At 38.2% G+C, this 19256-nt stretch carries 15 protein-coding genes; 8 read left to right on the top strand and 7 right to left on the bottom strand.

The window, feature by feature from the left end; genetic code table 11:
- Window positions 1-125: 125 nt before the first annotated feature.
- The gene (locus ACOQO5_RS02675; protein ID WP_420580132.1) at window positions 126-1118 is read left to right on the top strand and encodes an adenosine kinase; all 993 of its coding nucleotides are present in this window, start codon (window positions 126-128) and stop codon (window positions 1116-1118) included.
- Between the two features lie 85 nt (window positions 1119-1203).
- The gene (locus tag ACOQO5_RS02670; protein WP_420580131.1) at window positions 1204-1611 is read left to right on the top strand and encodes an OsmC family protein; all 408 of its coding nucleotides are present in this window, start codon (window positions 1204-1206) and stop codon (window positions 1609-1611) included.
- A 3-nt stretch (window positions 1612-1614) separates the two neighbouring features.
- Here ACOQO5_RS02670 and ACOQO5_RS02665 read toward each other — a convergent pair whose 3' ends face one another.
- The 4 genes from ACOQO5_RS02665 to ACOQO5_RS02650 all read right to left on the bottom strand — a co-directional run bounded on the left by ACOQO5_RS02665 (window position 1615) and on the right by ACOQO5_RS02650 (window position 10366).
- Window positions 1615-3846 (bottom strand): hypothetical protein, encoded by a 2232-nt coding sequence (locus ACOQO5_RS02665; RefSeq protein WP_420580130.1) that lies wholly within the window; start codon window positions 3844-3846, stop codon window positions 1615-1617.
- 7 nt (window positions 3847-3853) lie between these two features.
- Window positions 3854-5953 (bottom strand): OmpA family protein, encoded by a 2100-nt coding sequence (locus tag ACOQO5_RS02660; protein WP_420580129.1) that lies wholly within the window; start codon window positions 5951-5953, stop codon window positions 3854-3856.
- A gap of 4 nt (window positions 5954-5957) precedes the next feature.
- The gene (locus ACOQO5_RS02655) at window positions 5958-9914 is read right to left on the bottom strand and encodes a tetratricopeptide repeat protein (RefSeq protein ID WP_420580128.1); all 3957 of its coding nucleotides are present in this window, start codon (window positions 9912-9914) and stop codon (window positions 5958-5960) included.
- Window positions 9915-10009: 95 nt separating this feature from the next.
- Window positions 10010-10366 carry a hypothetical protein gene (locus tag ACOQO5_RS02650; protein ID WP_420580127.1) on the bottom strand — a complete coding sequence of 119 codons (357 nt, stop codon included), beginning with the start codon at window positions 10364-10366 and terminating at the stop codon, window positions 10010-10012.
- A gap of 80 nt (window positions 10367-10446) precedes the next feature.
- Here ACOQO5_RS02650 and ACOQO5_RS02645 point away from each other — a divergent pair, with 80 nt between their 5' ends.
- Window positions 10447-11619: a glycosyltransferase family 4 protein gene (locus ACOQO5_RS02645; RefSeq protein ID WP_420580126.1), complete on the top strand. Its 1173-nt coding sequence runs from the start codon at window positions 10447-10449 to the stop codon at window positions 11617-11619.
- Here ACOQO5_RS02645 and ACOQO5_RS02640 read toward each other — a convergent pair.
- On the bottom strand, window positions 11612-12640 hold the full coding sequence (locus ACOQO5_RS02640; protein WP_420580125.1) for a gliding motility lipoprotein GldB: 1029 nt from the start codon (window positions 12638-12640) through the stop codon (window positions 11612-11614). The two genes, ACOQO5_RS02645 and ACOQO5_RS02640, sit on opposite strands and share 8 nt — an antisense overlap.
- Before the next feature lie 88 nt (window positions 12641-12728).
- On the opposite strand from ACOQO5_RS02640, the gene ACOQO5_RS02635 reads away from it, so the two are divergent.
- Window positions 12729-13361 carry a porin family protein gene (locus ACOQO5_RS02635; protein ID WP_420580124.1) on the top strand — a complete coding sequence of 211 codons (633 nt, stop codon included), beginning with the start codon at window positions 12729-12731 and terminating at the stop codon, window positions 13359-13361.
- A gap of 18 nt (window positions 13362-13379) precedes the next feature.
- Here the strand turns inward: ACOQO5_RS02635 and ACOQO5_RS02630 are convergent, their stop codons facing one another.
- Together ACOQO5_RS02630 and ACOQO5_RS02625 are read right to left on the bottom strand one after the other, a co-directional pair.
- Complete coding sequence (locus ACOQO5_RS02630) at window positions 13380-14930, bottom strand: Rne/Rng family ribonuclease (protein WP_420580123.1); 1551 nt, start codon at window positions 14928-14930, stop codon at window positions 13380-13382.
- A 445-nt stretch (window positions 14931-15375) separates the two neighbouring features.
- Window positions 15376-15666: an HU family DNA-binding protein gene (locus ACOQO5_RS02625; RefSeq protein WP_348180714.1), complete on the bottom strand. Its 291-nt coding sequence runs from the start codon at window positions 15664-15666 to the stop codon at window positions 15376-15378.
- 105 nt (window positions 15667-15771) lie between these two features.
- On the opposite strand from ACOQO5_RS02625, the gene mutY reads away from it, so the two are divergent.
- From mutY to gldD, 4 genes are read left to right on the top strand one after another with little or no spacing between them, the layout of a single operon-like run.
- Window positions 15772-16854 (top strand): A/G-specific adenine glycosylase, encoded by a 1083-nt coding sequence (gene mutY / locus ACOQO5_RS02620; protein ID WP_420580122.1) that lies wholly within the window; start codon window positions 15772-15774, stop codon window positions 16852-16854.
- A 36-nt stretch (window positions 16855-16890) separates the two neighbouring features.
- On the top strand, window positions 16891-17337 hold the full coding sequence (locus tag ACOQO5_RS02615) for a single-stranded DNA-binding protein (RefSeq protein WP_420580121.1): 447 nt from the start codon (window positions 16891-16893) through the stop codon (window positions 17335-17337).
- A gap of 22 nt (window positions 17338-17359) precedes the next feature.
- Window positions 17360-18682: a gliding motility-associated protein GldE gene (gene gldE / locus ACOQO5_RS02610; RefSeq protein WP_420580120.1), complete on the top strand. Its 1323-nt coding sequence runs from the start codon at window positions 17360-17362 to the stop codon at window positions 18680-18682.
- Entirely contained in the window at window positions 18679-19254 is a 576-nt protein-coding gene (gldD, locus tag ACOQO5_RS02605; RefSeq protein WP_420580119.1) for a gliding motility lipoprotein GldD, read from the top strand. The genes gldE and gldD overlap by 4 nt, the downstream gene beginning before the upstream one ends.
- Window positions 19255-19256 lie beyond the last annotated feature (2 nt).

Below are 19256 nucleotides of genomic sequence, written 5' to 3'. Positions count from 1 at the left end.
CAATAATTGCCTGATAATGAAGGCAGAGCGCAAAAAAAAAGTATTTTAAGTTCCTGTGCAATTAATTGAATTTTCATTCTCTTTGCGCCAAGCAAATTCCACCCTTTAATTAGAAACAATTTGATATGAAGTACGATGTATATGGCATAGGTAATGCCTTGGTAGATTTGGTGTTTGAAGTAGATGAGAAATTTCTACTTGATCACAATGTAGAGAAAGGATTGATGACTTTGGTGGAAGAAGATCGCCAGAACAAACTAATTGGTGCCATAGACATCAATGAGAATATGATGAAGGGTGGCGGATCTGCTGCCAATACTGTGGTGGCTGCGAGTCAGTTTGGTGGTAAATGCTACTATTCTTGTAAAGTGTCTAATGATGAATTTGGACAGTTCTTCTTGAAAGATCTTGCAACCAATGATGTGGATACTAAGTTGACGAAAGATACGGCACCTGATGGCATCACTGGGAAGTGCTTGGTTATGACTACTCCTGATGCAGAGCGCACGATGAATACATTTTTGGGAATTACTTCTGATTTTTCCGTGGCTGAAATTGACGAAGAGGCAATTAAACAATCTGAATATATCTACTCAGAGGGCTATTTGGTCCCTTCACCTTCTGGGAGAGAAGCTATGCTCAAAGGGATGGAAATTGCAAGAGCCAATGGAGTGAAAGTGGCGCTTTCATTTTCAGATCCAAGTATGGTCAAGTTCTTCAAAAAGGAAATGGAAGAGGTAGTTGGAGAAGGAGTGGATTTATTGTTTTGCAATGAAGAAGAGGCTATGCTCTATACAGACACCGACAATCTGCTTGAAGCTCGTGAGGCATTGAAAAAGGTGGCGAACAGATTTGCGATTACGTTAGGTAAGAATGGTGCAACCATATTTGATGGAGATACCTTCATTGATATTGAATCTTATGAAGTCAATGCAATAGATACTAATGGGGCAGGTGACATGTTTGCTGGAGCTTTTATGTTTGGTATTACCAACGGACATTCTTATGCTGAAGCGGGGAAATTAGCGAGTTTGGCTTCTTCCAAAGTAGTTTCTCAATTTGGACCACGTTTGGAAACGGCACAAGCCAAAGATGTATTGGATCACCTTTTGGGCTGATTCTCATCATAATTCGAAATATTTGAATAGTGTTCCAAGGTAACCTTTTTTGTTTCTAACTACCTTTATAAAAAAACAGATCATTATGACTTCTTCACTTAGATATAAAGCAGATAACGAGTTTGAAGCTACTAATCAGGCCGGAAACACCGTGGCTATGGATATGTATCCTCAAGATGAAAAGAAAGATCAATCTCCTATGGATCTTTTACTTTCGGCTGTTGCAGGATGTGCGGCAGTAGACATTGTTTCAATGATTAAAAAGAAACGAAGGACTTTTGTGGATCTGAAATCAGAAACAACAGGGGAAAGAGCGGAGAGTCACCCAAAAAAGTTTACCAAAATTCACATCAAGTATATAATCACTTCCCCAGATTTAACAGAAAAGGAAGCGGATAAAGTCATTGATCTGGCTGTTAAGAATTACTGTAGTGTGGCGGCTTCGCTTGATTCAGCGATTGACTTGACACACAGTTTTGAACTCATTAGATAGAAGTTATAAAGAAGGGCCGCTCACAATATCCAGATCCCGATTTACTATAAAGTGAACCAGGCGATCATGTTCCAATTCATATTGATCCTGGAAGAGATTTTTGCTTCCAATGACGTGAATAGAATGTTCTCCTGACTTCAGAAAATGAGTCGTATTATAGGGAATTGATGTGGAGAGCATTCTTTCGTTTGACCATTGACCAGAGTTATTTACTTTAATGAGGTAGGAAGCGTAGCCATTTTCTACTCTAGAGAATTTTCCAGCGTTGTCTTGATATCTGGAATAATTTCCATTGATCAAGTAACCATCTTCTAGAGCCACTACTCCAACCAAATCACCGACTAGCTCTTTCGAATATTTCCAGAGCAAGTCTCCAATGACATTGTAATTGGCTAAAACGACTTGACTGGTAGTGGATTTATCCTTGGCCAAGTCACGACCATTAAATCCAATTAAAAAAGTATTGGTCTGCTCTTCAAACTCAATGATTCTGGGGAAGTCATCAATGATCAAATTTCTAACCATGAGTTGTTCACCTTCTTCGCTATAACTGAATAGGGTGTTCATTTTAGCGCCATTTTCATGATGCGTACCGTTAAGCACGAAAGTACAACCTGCTTGTCCGCCTACCATAGCTGACAAAACGGTATGAGAATCCGCTTTTATACTATCCATCTGCAAAGAAAAATCTTTGTACCATCGGACAGAGTTATTGGACTCAACTCTACAAACATATGCGGTTATCAAATTCGATTTATTATTCATATATACTCCGCCTAAGTATGCCGAACCATCCAAATTGATGGTTTTTTGCATTGTCACTCGTTCAGAGGGTTTCAATGAATCCAGATTAGGAATACTTACAAAATTTGGAATAGAAATTCTTCGATATTTGACAGTGTTCTCTAAAGAGTCCGGTTTATATTTTTCTTCCAATAACTTTCGAACACTAGCCAAATAATCCTCGAATTGCTCTTGATTCGTAGTTTTTTCACGCTCAATCATAAGGTTGAGCCCAGACATACCGGAATAATAGTCATCCAAGAATCCTTTATATTTTTGATAAGAAAAATCTGTATTACGGGTTTCTACATGTTGTAAGAGAGTGTCAGACTTCCTAATAGAACTTAGCAAATACCCATAATGACTGATTTGACGTTCAGCTGCAATCTTCATAGTTTCTTCTGAAAATTTATTGAGCTCTTCCTGAATGAGCAGTTCATGCTTTTTTTCATTGTACAAAAAGAGTGGTTCTACTACAGAATTGAGGTCATATTTTCGGAGCGTGAACAAAAATTCTTTGTCAATATGAAGAGGTTCTAAATGGCCATTTGCTACATCTTCAGCTACTTTATTAATCTTGCTAGATGTCATTTTTTCATTCTCAATCATCATTAGCCTTAGAGCTGAGATGTGCTCATTAATGTAAGCTTTTGTATCGTCCACCCATTTGGCATAGTCCCATATGGGAATTTCTTCTTGCTCTAAGAAGTTAATTTCAACGGCCAGACCATCCAGTTTATATATACTGATGGTATCAATTTTGAAGCGCTGATTATATCCAATGTCATATCCAATAATCTTCTCTTTGTAGGAGTTGAAAAACTTCAAACTTTCTAAATAATTGGATTTGATTTCTTCGAAGCTTTGAGCCATTTGATCATCATATAATAAGTACAGGTCTTTGATTGATCGGTGTTGACTGATGATCCCAGTGAATGTTCTATTGGCTTTGGAATAATGCGTATAGCTACGGGTAAAGTCTTCATAGATGCCTGGCATATTAACTTCAAATGCATCCATATCTTGCCGGGATTCCAATATGTTTTTCCGGATAGAGTCTAATGAGACAGAAAACTTTCCTCTGTCATCATACATAGCGAAATTGATATATTCTTCTTTGTTCTTTTTTACATCTTTTTCAGTGATAAATCTTTCGCAATTATCAAAAGCATCTTTAGCCAACTTAATGTTCGCCATGGCTTTTTTATACCCCGTGATAGGATCACTTTCTTCGAAGCGTTTGTAGTAAATCAGACCTAGCTGAAGATACATACTTGGATTTTCAGGGTCTTCTTTTACGAGATTTTCAAGGTTGGCCACACCTACGCCTGGTTCACTATTAAGGATGCCAGGCAATAAGTCTTCATACTTGACCCTTTTTTGAGCTTCTGAAGTATGATAGAGGCCCAACAGGCAAATCGACAAAACAGAATAGAATAATAACTTTTTCATAGTCCGCTTAAATTTTCAATATTTTCAAAACAACTCTTCTATTCTTAGCTCTTCCTTCATCTGTATCGTTAGCTACGAGTGGCTGTGCTTCCCCATATCCAACAGGAGTGAAACGCTCTCCCTCAATTTCATTTTCCTGCAAGAATTCTACCACGCTTTTCGCTCTTCTTTTGGACAACAATTGGTTGTAGCTGGCAGATCCCACATCATCTGTATGAGCAGAAATTTCTACGGCCATAGTTGGGTTGGCATACATAAGCCCTACCACCCGGAGTAGTTCATCGTAAGAATTCTCACTTAACTGATCAGAATTTGACTCAAATAAAATATCCTTTAATGTCAAATTTGCACCAACCAATAAAGGTTGGAGTTTCATGTCAATGGCAGCTGTAATTTCAGCTTCTCCTTCACTGTTGACTATGCCATCTTCAGTGACATCCAGAACGGTGGTGCTGTAGGCATATCCCTGATCACTGGTGGCTTCTATCTCGTAGCGGTCACCGACACGAAGACCAACAGTCTCATTGCCTTCTACGATGATCGTTTCATCTCTATTCCTATTCCGAATTCTTACCCGTGATCTTACTTTGGAGTTATTAGTTAAATCGGCAACATTTATGGCAAGTTCTTTCTTCTTAGGGATCAGTTCAATATCCTTTTCAAAAGACGGATACATCATAAGGCCAGACGCATCGAATACAAAGTACTCACTTTGAAAATTCTCTTTATCTATAATCACCTCATAGACACTACCCAAAGGAAGCTCCAATTCCAATTGCCCAGATAGAGGGTCGCTCTCAAGGTCCATAAGCATGCTTCTTTCACCTTCGATTTTAACTTTGACAGAAGCTAATATTGGTTCGAATATTTCTACATCGTAAATGTTTAGGTTGAGCTTGGCACTTTCATACAGCTTTACGTTGTAATCGATTTCACGATACTCGTCGATTGCGGTGAGGTCATATTGTGTGGCGTAAGTCGTAAAGCCTTCTCTGCGAAATTCTACGTTGTAACTTCCACCTACCGCCAGGACTAAACTAAATTTTCCGTCTTTGGCATTGCTATTTAAAAACATAAGTTCTTCTGATGTGAAAGCATCTCGTACAATTATTTCTGTGGCCAGTCCTTCATTTGTTTGACCATTTTCTACGTACCCTTGAATGACGTTATTTCTAAACTGCTGATAGCTTGGTGGAATGTCAACCTCGTAGATATCATTATTGTTGATATAGTACATCTTGTCGCCTTGTGCGGCAATACAAGGAAATTGATCATTCAAATCTGAATTGACATAAGCTAATGGTACAGGTGTAGTCCAGTCTCCGGCATCGTCTAAGAATGATTGATAAAGGTCGTATTTGCCTAGCCCTCCTGGTCGATTAGAAGAGAAAATTAATGTCCGGTTATCGGCCATTATTCTTGGTGCTTTTTCACAATCCTTATTGATAGGATAAGGTAGTTTTGAAGGAGTAGACCATTCTCCATCCTTATTTTTTTCACTTTTGTAAATTGAATAACAGGTTTGTCCTTCGGTTTGCTCTCTTAGCTCTTCATCTTGAGGCCCTGCATCATTTACTCTTACAAAATAAAGTGTCTTTCCATTGGAAGAAATAGAAGGAAACCCATCGAATCCAGGTGTATTAATTGGCTCTCCAATATTGATGGGACTTGACCAGCCAAATTCTTCTCTTGTAGAATAGTATATGTCATCTGCTCCAACACCACCTGAAAAGGAGCTGAAAAAATACATTGTGTTTCCATCGAAGCTAATGTTTGGGCCGCCGATCAAATCATTGTCGTTTCCATAATTATTCACGCTATCGACTGGAATTGGCTTGCCCCAATGCCTTTCTTCATCCAGCAGGGCTTCGTATAGTTTATAGGGTCCAGACTGATTGGATTCAAAAATCATCACCTTACCATCTGCAGAAATAGAAGGTGCGTATTCAGTGGCTTCACTATTTATGTTTCCCACAATCTTACTCGTACTTTTGTAGTATTCAAGTGAGTCAATTGTGGTAGTGGGTGTGGATTCCTGAGCATAACTCTCGTGTATTGTCAAACCATACGACAACAAGAGCGAACAAAGGGTAAATAATATTCTCATAGCATTAGTTCCCTAGTATGACAAATGCGCCCCAATAGTAGGGCTGTTTGTATTCTTTTTTAAGCGATTTTATGGCCTGTCTGAAAGCATCTTTTTTTGTGTCTCCTCCTAGCCAGTTGCTATAAAATCTAGACATTAATTTTTGGGTTGTTTCGTCGTTCACTTTCCAGAGGCTCATGATCAAATTGTCTGCGCCAGCCACAATGAAGGCTCTCTGTAATCCATAGACTCCTTCACCATTTTTCACTTCACCCAAGCCAGTTTCACAAGCTGACATGACAACAAGCTCTGTTTCATCTAAATTTAAGTTCATGGCCTCATAGGCAGTTAGAATCCCGTCTTCGTCATATGGCAACGGTAGGCCTTGAAAAGTTTTGGATGCACCGGCCAGCAACAAGCCAGACCGAAGCAGAGGGTTGTATCTAGCTTCCTGAGTTTGAATGCCTTCATTTGCATCTGCTTTGATAGTCATATCGGACATGAAAAATCCGTGAGTAGCGATATGTAATAGTTTCGGATTGTTGACTTTTTTTACGTTGACCTCATTGGCTTCAGCAGCCTCAAATTTTTCATATTTCCAAAAATTTTGATCAAGTGTTTTTACGATATTGTTGATTTCCTCAAGGGTACCTGGCAACGCAGATATACCAGATTCGAAACCCCTTTCTGAAGAGCCAGTGCTGGCCACTGCTTCACCACCTAGTTCATAGTCAGGAAATCCAAAAATCGAAGCTCTACTGGCTTGAGGGGCTTGACTAGAACTACTACGTTCTGTCAATTCCTTTGTATTACTTAATAAATCGATGGCATATTTGTCAAACACATATTCTTTCTTTTTGACGTCATAAAGTGTGTTGATATTTATCTTATTGTATACTCCATCAGAGGAAAGATAGGCCCGCTTGGTATCAGATAGTTGTTCATCGATAGCTCCCCAGAACTGTCCATAAGATCTTGGGTTTTCTACCTTGTACACGATCATGTTTTTATATTGCTTGAAATACTTGCCTTCCATATTTACACCATCTTCTACAACTACCAATTGAGGATATGTGCCGGTTACGCCTGAAAGAATAAGCGCTGCATAATAGATAGAATCGTTTTTGGTGTTTTTCTTTATGCGTAATATTTCTATGGCCTTTTCCTTTTCACCTACATTTGACTGTACATCCGTCCATTGGATTTTTTGTTGATCATACTCACCAGCAAAAGCGGTAGACATTTTAGATATTTCCTTTTCAAGTGTATTGGTATTTGCTTGCAAAGCGCCTATGTCGATATTATTTCTTTCTAATTCGTCTTTTGTGAGGTTTAAACTTTTTACTAATTCTTCTTTGGCTGCTTGCCACTCATTGAACTTTGCTATCAACGTGGCATCACCGCTGTTCATGATTGTATTTCTAATCTTGTTACTCGCATTTAATAGTAATGCCTTGGTTTGAAGTTGAAGATCATAAAGGTCAGCCAACATTTGATTCATAACCTCCTGATCTCCTCTTTGGTGAAAAACAAATTCGACAGCAAAATCCTGATATGCTTCGAATACAGGTTTTATTTTGGCATAAAAAGCACTTTTCTCTTCTTCACTTAAGGACGGGAAATAATTGTTAATGCTCTCCAGAAAAGATTGAATTGCAATGCGGTAATCCCTTTGCGCTCCAATGTAATCTTCAGTTTTTTGTTTGATTGACGCGAGTCCATAATGCGAATAGGCGATATCTGGATGGCTGCTATTGAGTAGGGCAGACCTTAGATCGACGACCTCCTGAAAAAGCCCTTTGGCCTCTTCGAATTTTTCTTGCTCTTGCTTTAGAACAGCCAAATTGTAAAGGGTGTTAGCGTACGAAGGGTGTTCTTTTCCGAAGTTACTTTCTGCAATATCCAGAGACTCCTCATATAGTTCGGAGGCTTTTTCATACTCTTCTAGTTCTTCAAGAATCGAAGCTAAATTGTGTAGCGTTTTTGAATATAGCGGGTGCTCTATGCCTAATATGATTTTGTCTATAGCTAGCGCTTCTTCCAGTTGTTGTTGGCTCGTTTCGATATCTCCCTCCATATAATTCAAAGAAGCTAGATTTTCTAATGCCGAAACATAATCAATGTGATTCTTGCCATATGCTTTGTCAAAAGTCGAAAGCGCTGTCTGTAAGGAAACTCGGGCAGCTTTTGTATTTCCCATTTTCATATATAACATCCCTAGCTCGTTGGAAGTATTGGCAAAGTATATATGTGCTGTTCCTAAACTAGATTCGTAGAGGGAAAGTGACTTTAAGAAGAACTCTTCTGCTACTCCAAAATCACCCATAGCTCTATTGATTATTCCAAGATTATTTAGCGTATAAGCTTTTGATACATCATCTATGTCTCCAGAAGCTGATTTGGCTATATAGACATCCTGTAAAATGTCTTTTGATTTAGAATATTTTCCTAATGTAAGATAGAGTACACCAAGGTTCTCTAATGAAGAAAGATAAGTTGGACTTTGATCTCCAAAGAGCCTGTTTTTGGTATCTAATACCTTAATCAGCATTTCTTCAGCCAAAACAAAATCACTATTGGCTTGCAAGAAAGCTGCGTAGTTTCCTAGAAAATAAACATACTCCATTTCAGCTGTTAGAGCCTGCTTTTCATAAAACGGTTTTATTTCTGTGTATAATTTTTCGGCTTTTGGTAATTGGTTCATTATAGTATAAAGAGAAGCCAATCTGGCTTTGACATCGCTATTCTCATTCTGATGATGTAAAGTCAAAGGCAAAATCTGATTCAATGTGGTTTCGGCCTCAGTGTATTGTCCCAATGCGACTTGTGCAGAGGCTTTAGATTTTAGCAAAGAAACCATTTGAGGAGCGTTGCTTCCTGCCTGACTTATGGCTTTTTCACTGGTCTCTAGCGCTTCCGTATATAAACCTTGGTCGATCTGGATGAGCGCGGTCCCAGTCATTGCGAGGAGGTATGGCTTCATCGCATTAGGAGCCGTGAGGTCTGCCGTCTCAATGATTTTATCATAGGTAGATTGAGCCTGTTTGGTTCGCTGGTTCATATAATAAATATTACCCAGATTGGCCATGGCAATGAGGTACGCAGGGTCTTGGGCATCAGTGTTTTTGGCAACTACTTCTGACATTAACTGCTCTGCTTTATTCAGTTGTCCGGCCCGTTGATAAAGTAGGGAGAGATTGTTCAGTGCAATCAAATAATCTTCATGGTCTGTAGCACTTAAGTTTTCAAAAATAGCAATCGCTGATTCATAGAACCCTACAGCTTGAGACATCTCGCTGTTTTCCTCATAGGCGGTTGCAATTTTTACTTCTATACTTGCCAACTGTTCCGATGACCCTTGATCCTTATACGCTTCATCTAAAGGAAGTAGAGCTTCAATCGCTTCACTTGGCTGTCCACTGACGAGGCAATAATCTCCGTAGGTATACAATATGTTGGCATATTCAGGAGACTGCTGTTCGGATCGTTCCATGATGGCTAACGCAGATTTGAACAAAGGATCACATGCCTCCCAATTCATCAAATAATAATGAGTAATAGCCAGATTGCCATCTACTTCCGCAATTTCTAAATCTTCTTTGGTATGGAATTGCAGGAGCAGTGCTTTTGCTTCTTTTAAATTCGCCTGAGCGAGTTCAAAATCTCCATTGGCAGAATACAGTAATCCTATATTGTACAGCGTAATTGCATAATTATTGTCTTTATTTTTTTGCAGTTTGATGAGCAGTTCTTTTTCCTGTTGAGCATAATTCAGCCCTTCTTCAAAAGTTCCTTCATCATAACAAATCAAGGCGAGTTGCCTAAGAATAGGTGCCACATTTGGATGATTGACGGATTCAGCTTGAGTGAGTAAATCTAAAGCCTGGAGACAATTTGTTTTTGCTGCTGTTAGATTGTAGTTATTGTAATCCTCAATGCTTTGGTTGTATAGACTATGCCAATCTTGTTGTGCAAAAGACATAGTTATTGAACCACAAAGAACTATTAAGAAGCAGATAAATTTCAAAGCGCTATCTTTAAAAAGTTAAAATCCTATTTGTGGGCATGCTGCTATTCTCATTTGAGAATTTCCCAATCTATACTGTATCGTGCTGTTTCTTTATCATTAATAGGACGCATATCTACTGTATATGGTCCACCTGGTTTGTCAGGAACAAAGAATGCCGTTCCCAAAAGGTCATTTGGGGAAATTACATCATGATCCCAGACTTCGACGGCAACCTCTTTGTTTGGGGTGAGATCAGGAAGGTCTACCTCTAATGCATGCTTGGTATTGATTCTGACGTCTTCATGTTTTTTGTCCTTTGGCCAAACTTTCTTTCCATTAAACTTCAGGAAAATATCGTCAAATTGTTCTTCATCGTTTTGATAACAATGTAGGGTTTTTAATCTGACAGTTAGCTTTTCGCTCATACACGAAGTAATTTAGTTTGTTGAAGACATTCAAGCAGTAGCGACTAATTTAATAAATTCTTTAAGGAAATAAACATTCATTGAGGGTATTATATATTCATCAGTACTTTAGGAGGCCCGAAGAAGGAGGGAGTTTGCGATCCTATTATCTGGCGAAGGAATTGGTGGACAACGGTTTTTCTGTAACTATGATTACGGCGCATAATCAGAAGCATCGTGCAAGAAAGCTTGTAGAAGGAATTGATGTGATCTATTTGCCTGTGGCCTATAGCAATGAAATGAATTTCAGTACACGTAGTAAAGCATTTATTAAATTTATGATTTTGGCTACCAAAGAATCATTCTCACATCGAAAGATTGACCTTTGTTATGTCATGACTACGCCTTTGTCTACAGGAGTAGTTGCTTTGTTCAATAAATTTTTATTTGGCAGGCCATACATTTTTGAAGTGGGTGACCTTTGGCCTACAGTTCCTATCGAAATGGGTCTATTAGAGGCAAGGTGGAAACAAAAACTTTTGACTTGGCTGGAGGGTGTTTTTTATAGACATGCACGTGGGTTGGTAGGGTTGTCCGAATCCATATCGAATCATTTACAATTGATTGCTCCAAATATCCCAGTTCAAACTGTTACTAATGTTTCTGATTGCGTACGATTTGAGTTTGTTTCCAAAAAAGATAATTGGATTGAGAAATATGATGTTAAGGATCAATTTGTAATTAGCTATACAGGCACATTCGGTTTGGCTAATGATTTGAGCCATTGGGTGAATTTTGCTAAAGCAGTTCAACAATTGCCGATCAAATTTTTGATGGTGGGTGAAGGTGCTGAGAAAAAAATGGTCGAAAAGCAAGCACGTGATTTAGAATTGACAAACATCCAATTCTACGAACCCATGAATAAGTCACAAATTCTTGAGGTGATCAATATTTCAGACGCGATGATCATTTCATTCGCATCATTTAAATCATTGCACACCGGCAGTCCAAATAAGTTCTTTGATGCGTTGGCAGCAGGCAAGCTTGTCGTCACTAATTTTGATGGATGGATTGGGGAACTTATTGAAAGTGAAAGCTGTGGGTTTGTAGCGAACTCGGCGGAAGATTTTGCTCGAAAAATTCCACCTTTCTTGAGGCAAACGGATCTACTCAAAACCTGTCAAGAGAATTCCAGACGTCTGGCAGAAGAGAGATTTGATTTAAAGATTCAGTCCAAAAAGCAGCAAGATTTTATCCGGCAGCTTTTTAATTAGCCTCGTTTCGGGGTTTATAATTTGACTTCTGAAAAACTTTATGTGCATCAGTTTCAGCCATGAGCTGCGTAAAGGACACTTCGGGATTTTGATCCATGTATTTTCTCACAATTTGCCAGCCAATCCATGCTCCCACTCGACCGGGGCAATTCTCACTAATTTCTGCGATGTTTGGCCTTTCGCCAATGAATTTATTCTTTAGGAAATGACTCGTTTCATAGAGCATTTCATTTTCAATAATATTCGCCCAAATGATTTCCTGATTGGTTCGGACTGCGTGCATCTCCTGAGTAGTGTACCCAATAATAAGTGAGTCTGCTTTACATGGCAGCGCTTGCTCTACGAAATAATATGATTTTCCCAGATTCACCATGTCAGCTAAGAGAGTGCCATGTGACTGATCTGCCAAGTTGAATTCGTTTGAAATAAAGCTCAACAATATAGGAGATAGGCTTTCTTTCATGTATCGCTTCACAATATATCTTGGAATATCATTGGGGAAATACCGGCCATTTTGCCCTGCAAAATAATCGAGTCCTATGACGATAAGCGAATCTGAGATGTACATATCATTGTAGAAACCAGAAACAATGGTCTGAATTCTTGGCACTTTAGCGTCAGGGTAGTGAAATTTGATAAACTGGTAGGCGGCAGTTAGTTCTTCAATATTTTTATCGAAATCCGAAAAATAAGTTTTCGAATCTGAAATGAGGGTATCAATTGAGGGTTGCTGCAATAGCCTATACAGTCGTCTGGCCAGAATGGTATCATTAGGGTACTGGTTGGCATCAAGAAAAAAATCTGTCATGATTCTGTTTTCATGAAAGAAGGCTAATGTTTTGTCGACATCTTTTAACCTCTTCAAATCATCTTCAAGCCGCTCAACGTTAATGTCAACTTCGATCTCTTTGAAGTTGTTTTTTTGGTCGCAATCATTGCTTTCACAGGATTCAAGACCTGTAATTCCTAATGTGGCACTAAATAATATTAGAATAAATTGATAAATTGTTCGCTGCTTCAAGTCTGTGGACTTTAGATTTGTAATGGTAAGACCTCCGTGGAGGTTCTATTTAAAGAATGACAAAACTATTTATTTATTTTAATTTCTCATGAAGAAAATTATTCTTGCCTCCTTGCTTATTATAGTATCATTCTTTTCGTATGCACAACCAAAGTTGGGCCTTGTAGTTGGAACAGGTGTTTCTATGAACAGAGTGAAATATGTGGATGATTCATTTGGTGATATTACCAAAGATGGGTCTGTGGTAAAATTTAAATTTGGGTTGGAAGCAGACTTTATGCTGTCCGAGACCTATGCGTTCAGTACAGGGTTGATTTTTGCGCCTAAGCGTGCGGGATATACTATACACCCAGATGGTGGAAGTGCCTATACAGAAGATTATAAAGTACATTACCTTCAGCTACCAGTTACCTTAAAATTATTTACAAGTGAGATCCAACCTGATTTGAAGGCCTTTTTTCAAATTGGTTTCAAGGGTGAGATTAAATTATTCAACGAACCATTTAAAGAAGACTACACACTTATTGACGAATTTAAATTCTTCGATTGCTCATTTACTGGAGGTGTAGGGATAGAATATGGAGCAGGAGTAAATACAATTATTTACGGCGGCATTTTCTACGATAGAGGCTTAGTGAATATTGTGAAATCATCTCAAGCAACCAACGAGCTCATTACTAAAATGGATATGTTAGATCTTAAGGTTGGATTAAAGTTTTAAGCAAAAAAAAGATCGAACTTAAAGTTCGATCTCTTCTCCTAACCCATTTAGAAAATTGTACTGTGTAATTGGCACAGACGAATCTTCTACTAGGGTAATCCATCTTTTATATTTGAAGTACCACTTCCATTGCCTTGAAATGAAGCCTTTGGTGAAAAAGGCATACAAATAGGGATGTAATGAAATGGTCAGCTTCTTTTCATTTTGCTTAGTAATCAAATGTTCTAAATCCTTTTCAACTTGATCAGTGACCAAAATTGATGCAGTAATTTTGCCAGTACCATCACATGTAGGACAAACCTCACGAGTTTTGATATCTACCTCAGGTCTCACACGCTGACGCGTGATTTGCATCAAGCCAAATTTGGATAAAGGAAGCACCGTAAATTTCGAACGGTCAGTCTTCATTTCCTCTTTCATCTTCTGGAAGAGCAGCTTTTTATTTTCTGCTTTTCTCATGTCGATAAAATCGACTACGATGATGCCTCCCATGTCGCGTAAACGAAGCTGACGAGCAATTTCCTTTGCTGCATCAAGGTTTACTTTCAAGGCAGTATTTTCCTGATTGTCTTCCGCGTTGGACTTGTTGCCGCTATTGACGTCTACTACATGTAGTGCTTCAGTATGTTCGATAATGAGATAACCACCTCCATCTATACTGACTGATTGACCAAATAATCCTTTAAGCTGCTTTTCTATTCCGTAAGACTCAAACATCTTGACTCTTCCAGTATATAGCTTTACGATCTTTTCTTTATCCGGAGCAATGTCTTGTATGAAACTCTTGACGTCTTTGTAAAGCGCTTTATCGTCTACGACAATACTGTCAAAAGATTCATTTAATACGTCTCTTAGAATAGAGTTGGCGCGATTCATTTCGCCAATGACTTTTTCGTTTGGTTTGACTTTCTTCAGTTTTTGCATTCCTGAAGACCATTTCTCAACCAATCCGCTTAAATCTCTGTCAAGTTCAGCGACATCTTTTCCGGCAGCCACCGTTCTAATGATGACACCGAAATTCTCCGGTTTAATAGAGGTGATTAGTCGAAGCAAACGCTTCCTTTCATTACTGTCCCCAATTTTTTTGGAAACGCTTACAGCATCAGAAAATGGTACGAGTACCAAATATCTTCCTGCTATTGATAACTCACTGGATAGTCTAGGCCCTTTTGTTGATATAGGTTCTTTTACAACCTGTACGAGAACACGTTGGTTTTTCGTTAAAACCTGGTTCATTTTCCCCAATTTATTGATATCGGGCAATCTTTTGAATCCATTCAGGTTTTTACCGGAAATTTTACCGGAAATCACCTGTTTGGTGCATTTCATTAATGATTGCAATTGGGGGCCGAGATCTAAATAGTGTAGGAAGGCATCTTTTTCATATCCGATGTCTACAAACGCGGCATTAAGCCCGGGAACTACTTTTTTCACAGATCCCAGGTATATGTCGCCTACATTGAATTGATGCCCATCATTGTCCTGATGGAACTCGGCTAATTTTTTATCTTTTAATAGGGCTATTCGACATCCATTCTGAGTTGAATTGATTATTAATTCGTTACTCAAAGTTGAAATGTTTTATAGGTTCAAATATTAATTCAAACAACCCAAGAAAGCACAATTATTTTTTCTTGTGTCTGTTCTTTCTTAGCCTCTTCTTTCTCTTATGAGTTGATATCTTATGTCTCTTTCTTTTCTTACCGCAAGGCATAATCTAAATTCGTTAAATGTTCTAAATTCGTTTAATTTCTTCGCTTCGATGGAAATCCATCTCCACACTTTATATTTTCAAATTGCAATAAGCAATATCAGCCTACACAATTTTTAAATTCCTTTTTGGTTCAGGTGGCCATACGCTTTGTGAATCAAAGACAATGCTTCCCCAAACAGTCCGCAAAGATAGCACTTTTTTTAATCTTAAAAAGAAATAATTTTAAATGACCAAATAGTAAAGTGTCAAAGCTAATATTCTATCTTATTTGAATGGTTTAGGTGGTGAAGGAAAAGGAGTTCAACCTATCTTCTTGCTGCTTTTTATTTTCTCAATAAATACCTTAGAAGGCTTAAAACTTGGAATGTAGTGCTCATCAATAATGATGGCAGTATTCTTAGAGATGTTTCGTGCTATTTTTTTTGCGCGTTTTTTGTTGATAAAACTACCAAATCCACGAACGTAAATATTCTCACCGTCCGCCATTGAATTTTTTACTACAGAAAAAAAAGCTTCCACTGATGCCTGAACGTCCAATCGGTCAATTCCTGTCTTTTCTGCTATCTCGTTGATCACATCTGCCTTTGTCACCTCTATTTTTTTAGGTATAAATAATAAGATAAATAAATTACAAAGTAATTTAGTTGCCTGAAATTCAGCGATTTCAGAGGGCAAATAAACACAAAAAATCAATTATTGAGAAATATTAATAAGCCTTTAAAGGAAGATCAGCGACATTCCATGGAAGATTGGTTTTCTACTCAACTATTAGAGTGGTACGATATTAACAAACGTGACTTGCCTTGGCGGGAGACAAAGGATCCTTTTAAGGTCTGGTTGTCGGAGATTATTTTGCAACAAACACGAGTCAATCAAGGATTGCCTTACTACCAAAAATTTACGAATGCTTTTCGCACGGTTGAAGAATTCGCCAGCGCGGATTTAGATGAAATATTAAAACTTTGGCAAGGGCTAGGGTACTATTCACGAGCTAGGAATATGCACACTTGTGCAGCTATGGTTGTAAAGGATTATGCTGGAAATTTTCCAGACAATTATATTGAATTGCAGAAGCTCAAAGGAATTGGTAAATATACTGCTGCAGCTATTGCTTCAATTTGCTTTGATGAATATGTACCGTCTGTAGATGGCAACGTTTTTAGGGTGTTCTCAAGACTTTTTGGGATTACCGCTGACATCGCTAAGGCAAGCAGTTTCAAAGTTTATTTTGAAAGGGTGAAACAATTGATGCCACCAAAGGACCCTGGTGTTTTTAATCAAGCGATAATGGAGTTTGGGGCAACTATGTGTACGCCTAAAGCACCGAAATGTGAAGAGTGCATGTTTGTGAGCCACTGCTTTGCCAATCAGCAAAATATGATTAATGTACTTCCAGTTAAAACTAAGAACGTGAAGGTGAAGCAGAGATATTTCAATTATCGGGTATTTACATTTGACGATCGAGTGTTGATGCGGAAAAGGAAGTCGGGCGATATATGGACGGGCCTTTTCGAATTCGATTTACAAGAGACAGAAAAGAGCCTAAAAAACAGTAACTTTGTTGAAGCAAAACTTCAGCATAGTTCTAAAGAAATCGTTCATCAATTGACACACCAGAAGTTGCATATTCATTTTCAGGTATTTGAGTTTAAGTCGATGGAGGCTTGGCAAAATATGAAGAAAGAGAAACAAATGATGGATATTTCGATCGATGAAATAGGAGAGTATGCGGTTCCAAAACCAATTGAATTGTTTTTGAATAATGAGTTTTGTCAGTAAATTAAACACCAGAATCAACCTTATTAACAATAAAAAATGGCAGGAGTAAACAAAGTAATCCTTTTAGGCAATTTGGGTAAAGACCCAGAAGTTAGACATTTAGAAAATGGTCGTGCTGTAGCAAATTTTTCGATCGCAACAAGTGAGACTTATAAAAATAAGCAAGGCGAAAAAGTAACTAATACGGAGTGGCACAATGTGGTGCTTTGGACTCCTTTGGCCGAAATTGCTGAGAAATATTTAAATAAAGGCAATCAGGTTTATATTGAAGGTAAGCTGACTTCACGTTCTTATGAAGACAAAGAAGGTGTAACTAAATATATTACTGAAGTGGTTGGTCGTGAAATGACTCTATTAGGTGGACCCTCACGATCTGAAGGAGGAGCTCCTGCTGCAAGTGCTGAAAACAGTTCTAATAGCGATACTTCTAGTGCTTCGGCTCCGGTAGAAGAATCGAACGAAATTGACGATCTACCGTTCTAATCAAAAACTGTAATATACTCTAATGGACGACCCACTCCCGGGAAATTTTATATTGACAGCTTTATTTACTAGCGGTGAGTTTTATTTGCTGGTTTTTAGTCTGATTGGCATAGGTCTCTTATTCCTTGGTTCTGCTCTGGTATCAGGATCTGAAGTGGCTTATTTTTCATTGAGCCATGATCAGTTCTTGGATGAAGAAGAAGCGAATGCTAGAAGCAGAAAAAAGATCGCCAGATTGTTGAGTCACCCGAAGCAACTTCTTGCTACCATTCTAATATTGAATAACTTCATCAATATCTCAATAGTCATGTTGTCTACTTATGTCACTGCAGCATTATTGGGGGATGTATTGTCAGGTGGGGCAATCATTGCTGTGCTTACAGTGGTCATTACTTTTCTTATGGTTTTTTTAGGTGAAATTGTGCCTAAAGTGTATGCTAATCAGAATAATATGGCATTTGCCAAAAGGACGGCAACATTACTTTCCATTTCATTCAAGGTTTTTCAGCCTTTGGCCTGGTTGCTCATAAAAGTAAGTAATGTTTTAGAGCGGCGGATCGAAAGGAAGGGATATCGAGTGTCTGTAGAAGATTTGAATCAAGCACTTGATTTGGCAGCTGAGGATGAAACTACGGAAGAAGAAAAAGGTATTCTCAAAGGGATCGTGAATTTTGGAACCCTGTCAGTAAAACAGATCATGAAGTCCAGAATGGACATTACCGCCATAGATTTGGAAACAGATTTTCATGAACTAATGAACCAAATCAATAAAACTGGCTACTCTAGAATTCCTGTGTTCAAGGAAACAATTGATAAAATAGAAGGGATTCTTTATATCAAAGACCTATTGCCATATGTCAGTGAGGAGGAAAATTTCAAATGGCAGGAATTATTGAGGCCAGGTTTTTTTGTCCCAGAGACAAAAAAGATTGACACACTTTTCAAGGACTTTCAAGAAAAGAGAATACATATCGCTATTGTAGTTGATGAGTATGGAGGGACTTCTGGTTTGATTACTATGGAGGATGTAATCGAAGAAATAGTAGGTGAAATCAATGATGAGTTTGATGAGGATTCGGATGTGGCATATAGTAAGTTGGACAACAATACTTTTATTTTTGAAGGCAAAACATCCTTGATGGATTTTTGTAAGCTTGCTGGCATTGATCATAAGGCATTCGATCAGGTGAAGGGTGAAAGTGAGTCGCTTGGCGGTTTGATATTAGAGATTAATGCTATGCTCCCAAATGCTGGAGAGAAAATAGTCTTTGAAAATTTTGCCTTTACAACCGTGGCGGTGAATGATAAAAGAATAAAAAAAGTAAGAGTACATATTACGAGATGATGACAAGGTGGGTTTGGGTATTGATGGTAGTAACCGTAGGCTGCGGAAGTAATAATTTCAATCCTAAGCCTAAAGGCTACAATAGAATTGATCTGATGCCGGCACAGTATCAAATGCTTGCGGATTCATTTCCATTTCAGATGGAATACTCCACACAAGCAAAAATATTGAAAGATAGTTCCTGGATAGCCGAACGATATTGGTTTGATCTGCATTACGAAAAACTTGGGGCGAATATTCAGGTGACTTATAAGCCGGTAAAGAATGACAGAAAAACACTAGAAGAATACCTGATGGATTCGTATAAGTTGACTTCTGAGCATAAAGTGAAAGCCTACGCTATCGACGAATCTATCATCACATTGAACAATGGAATTAAAGCAACCATTATGGAATTGTCTGGTGAGGTGCCTACACAATTTCAGTTTCACGTCACTGATTCAACAAATCATTTTTTACGTTGTGCATTGTATTTTAAAACTGCCACCCAAAATGATTCACTTCGTCCGGTGATCAACTATGTAAAAATGGACATGCTGCATATGCTCAACACACTTACTTGGGATCAATAATC

This window comes from Reichenbachiella sp. (assembly GCF_965223055.1).
In the GTDB taxonomy this organism is placed as follows: Bacteria; Bacteroidota; Bacteroidia; order Cytophagales; family Cyclobacteriaceae; genus Reichenbachiella.
This window is presented reverse-complemented; position numbering and strand designations above follow the sequence as displayed.